Source organism: Providencia sp. AGC89, assembly GCF_053543535.1.
This window is the reverse complement of record NZ_JBIXLP010000048.1, coordinates 1-3,495: the sequence shown is the minus strand read 5'-3', so window position 1 is coordinate 3,495 and position 3,495 is coordinate 1. Positions and strand designations below refer to the sequence as shown.

Sequence of the window (3,495 nt, the reverse complement as noted above, 5' to 3'; positions counted from 1 at the left end):
TGGTCTTTTTTACGCCAATCTATTTGCTGATGGTAAAACGTGGCTCGTGACAACGACGTTAGCTTACAAGCCTTAATGACTGATAAGCCTGCCTCTTTTAATGATTGAGCACAGGATCTCTTTTCAGCCACTACCAACCCTTTTTTGCGAAAAGCTCCTTCATCGCGTGGTTTTCAAGGCTAACTTCCGCAAAGAGCTTTTTCAGTTTCGCATTTTCATCTTCAAGCTCTTTTAATCGTTTAACATCATTCGCTTCCATGCCACCATACTTTGATTTCCAATTATAATAAGTGGCGTTGCTGATCCCATTTTGGCGGCAAATATCTTCCACTTTCATACCAGAATCAGCGAGTTTTAAAATATTAACGATTTGAGTTTCAGTAAAACGAGCTTTTTTCATCATGACCTCTGCAAATTTTAGGGCAGAAAATCTAATTATAGCTGTCTTATTTTAGGGGAAGTGGACATAGGGCAAGCAATGACTAGACTTGCTAGCGACAATATCGCGATAGTTGAACTAGAAAAGCGCCTTGATACAAGTATTCAAGCCAATGAGGCTACAATAGAAAAAGAGTTTAAGAAGATTAGCCCTATAGCTGGAAAAACAGGCTCTCAGATTGGTGATGAATATAACCAGTTAGTGAAAGACATTGCGCTGTTGAAATCGAGCAAAACAAAATTAATCGAGTCAAAAACTAAACTCGCTCAAATGATAGCTATGAGGAAAATATTACTGTCTTCGCTCTCGAACAAAATGTCTCAGCGAAGTAGTCAATTTGAACAAGGTGTGAAAAAACTAAATCGAAAGCTGAAAGGCAACATAAAAGTAAACTATACTCCAGAGGGGAATCGCAATTCTTTAATTGACAAACTCGTATCCTTCAGAATGCCAAACGTTGCTAACAAAAAGCTTCAGTGGATTAGTACCGCAGAGCATTTCTCTCCAATGCTATTAGCAGAAAAAATTATTGAAGGTAAAGACGCAATCCTCACACAAAATTGGGGCTGTACAGAATCTGTTGCGGAGCAGCTAACTAAAATTTCAGAATCTCAAATCATGGAGATTGAAGAATTTATCGTTGAAGACTTAGTAAGTATTGAACTCAATGTTTCCAGCAGCGAGACACCTACACCTATTTATAATAGTTCTCAACTCATTATCAACGGGTCAACAATGTACAGCCTTACTACATTTGTTGCTTCTAGATAACAAAGATCCTCTGTTACTAGACCAACCCGAAGATAACCTAGACAACGCATTTATTGCCGACAGAATAGTGTCTCAGGTGAGAAGTGCCAAATTAACACGACAATTCATTTTCGCTACACATAATGCAAATATTCCAGTATTTGGTGATGCTGAATGGATTGGTGTTCTTGAAGCAACAGCAGACAGCGCGGCACTACCAAAAAATAATCAAGGCTCGATAGATCAAAAATCAATACAGTCATTAGCCGCAAAAATACTCGAAGGCGGTAAAGACGCATTCAATCGTCGAAGAGAAAAATATGGATTTAATTGACATAGTCAAATTCTAATCATTTAAAGAAACTTTAATATCTGCTTCTTTCATAATAGATATCAAAGCACAATGATTAATCGGTTCACCTTGAGTATACCCGATTGCTATAGGTAAGCCGGTTCAAAAAACAGGCTTACCGTACAATAATTTTCGATATCCAAACTGCCCCTAGGAGGGTGTTTTTATAAACTCAATCCTATCCGCTTACCATTAGGTAGCGTGACATCTATAGAAAGTTCACCACCTAAAGCTTTAATATAGCGCTTTAGAGTTGAAAGCTTAGGATCGTTATCAACCTTCTCAAGCTTAGCAATAGAAGGTTGTGAAACGCCCAGTGATTGAGCCAGCTCCGTTTGAGAAAGATTAAGTTCCTCACGAATTTTTGCCAGCGTTATTTCACGCCGAATTTCTTCAGCTCTTGCTTCGATTTGTGCCCGTGCTTCAGGGGATTGTTTTGCAAGTAGTTTATCTAAAGTGGACATGTTATTTCTCCTGCTCTAATAGATGCGCTGCATATTCAGCATCAGCCATCTTGATCAATTTCTTATAGAAACGGGTTTCGTCTTTTCCTTTTTTATCACCCGCGCATAACACAATACCACGGCGTATAGGGTCAAATGCAAAACACGCTCTAATTGGATGACCGCCAACCTGGATTCGCAGTTCCTTCATGTTGGGAAACTGTGAGCCTTTCAGTGTATCGACTTGGGGCCGGCCAAGGTTTGGACCATCCTCGCGCAAAATCATTAACACCGCCAACACTTCAATCTGAGTTTCCTCGTTTTGTTCTTCAAACCAAGAATCAAAGAGATCTCTCGTTAATATTTCCCACATAAACAAATATAACCTCCTAGTTATAATGAATGATATAACCTATAGGTTATATTGTCAATATAAGCAGTGTCTTATATGTTATGATTTATCAGACAAAAAATCCTTAACGTATGAAACCGTTCCATTGAGCGTCAAACCCCTGATACCGCCCCTACAGCGACAAGTAGGCTCTGTCACCGTCTCATCGTACGATATCAGATGCCTGTGTCACTCAGAACCTCGGCTGACGTTTAGTCTTAAAGACCAAGCTTATTTTTTAACACTTCATACGGTGTTTTACCAGCATGAGCTGAGTGGGGGCGATGACAATTATAAAATGCCTCCCATTCAGCTAATTTTTCGTGTAAATCGACATCATCCTTATAATCGATTAATTGATAAAATTCCTGTTTATCTGTTAAATGAGAACGCTCTACTTTCCCATTCAATCTGGGGGTAGCTGGCTTAATATAGACATGCTCCATCCCTAGATCATGAATATGCCAATTAAATTTCGATTGGAATTCGTGCCCATTATCCGTTCTAATCGTTTTGATTCTAAAGGGAAATTTATTTACAACATAATTAATAAAATCAATAGCATTAGCCTGATTGTGCCTTTCATAAATTTTAAGTGCTCTGATCCGTGTCGCATCATCAATTGCTGTATATTGAAAACGTTTAATTCGTTGTCCATCAGGCGTATTAAAAAATAAAAACTTCACATCAACCTGAACATGGTGCCCTGGCACTTGTTTCTGATAACGTTTAAATAGTGGTTTAGAGCGACTTCGCTGATTTTGGGGAAGTTGGTTTAATTTGTTTCTGAGCAATACATAATAGCAGCCAGAGCGTGATATTTTGATGTTATGAAACCGTAGAAGATACCAAGCGATACGTTGGGGACCAAAATGGTAAGTCGTACGCAGATAAATAACCAGCTCTTCGATGTGTTTTGCAACTCTTCTGGTTGGATTTTCAGGGCAGGGTTTATTGTTGATTAATCCTTTCTCGCCATCTCGTTCATAAGCTCTTTTCCAAGTATAAAAAGTTTCTCTACTGATCCCAAAATGACGACAAGTTTTAGCAATATTTTTGCTCTCACGGGCATGATTTAAGATTTTTGTTTTATGTGCAATATCTCGTTTAGCTTTAATGT

Annotated in this window: 5 protein-coding genes and 1 pseudogene; 2 read left to right on the top strand and 4 right to left on the bottom strand. The window is 38.5% G+C overall.

Annotation, left to right across the window (positions count from 1 at the left end):
• Positions 1-400, bottom strand: a pseudogene (locus ACIPUA_RS08205) (transposase); the annotation flags it as partial.
• A 78-nt stretch (positions 401-478) separates the two neighbouring features.
• Here ACIPUA_RS08205 and ACIPUA_RS08200 point away from each other — a divergent pair.
• Both ACIPUA_RS08200 and ACIPUA_RS08195 read left to right on the top strand, forming a co-directional pair.
• The gene (locus ACIPUA_RS08200) at positions 479-1,210 is read left to right on the top strand and encodes a hypothetical protein (protein WP_449059546.1); all 732 of its coding nucleotides are present in this window, start codon (positions 479-481) and stop codon (positions 1,208-1,210) included.
• The gene (locus tag ACIPUA_RS08195; protein ID WP_281111431.1) at positions 1,194-1,523 is read left to right on the top strand and encodes a hypothetical protein; all 330 of its coding nucleotides are present in this window, start codon (positions 1,194-1,196) and stop codon (positions 1,521-1,523) included. Before ACIPUA_RS08200 ends, ACIPUA_RS08195 begins: the two co-directional genes overlap by 17 nt.
• A gap of 182 nt (positions 1,524-1,705) precedes the next feature.
• On the opposite strand, the gene ACIPUA_RS08190 is transcribed toward ACIPUA_RS08195, so the two are convergent.
• The 3 genes from ACIPUA_RS08190 to ACIPUA_RS08180 all read right to left on the bottom strand — a co-directional run bounded on the left by ACIPUA_RS08190 (position 1,706) and on the right by ACIPUA_RS08180 (position 3,493).
• The gene (locus ACIPUA_RS08190) at positions 1,706-2,005 is read right to left on the bottom strand and encodes a helix-turn-helix domain-containing protein (protein ID WP_249890904.1); all 300 of its coding nucleotides are present in this window, start codon (positions 2,003-2,005) and stop codon (positions 1,706-1,708) included.
• A 1-nt stretch (position 2,006) separates the two neighbouring features.
• Positions 2,007-2,357 (bottom strand): type II toxin-antitoxin system RelE/ParE family toxin, encoded by a 351-nt coding sequence (locus tag ACIPUA_RS08185; protein ID WP_042847389.1) that lies wholly within the window; start codon positions 2,355-2,357, stop codon positions 2,007-2,009.
• A gap of 236 nt (positions 2,358-2,593) precedes the next feature.
• Entirely contained in the window at positions 2,594-3,493 is a 900-nt protein-coding gene (locus tag ACIPUA_RS08180; RefSeq protein WP_449059348.1) for an IS481 family transposase, read from the bottom strand.
• Between the last annotated feature and the right edge of the window lie 2 nt (positions 3,494-3,495).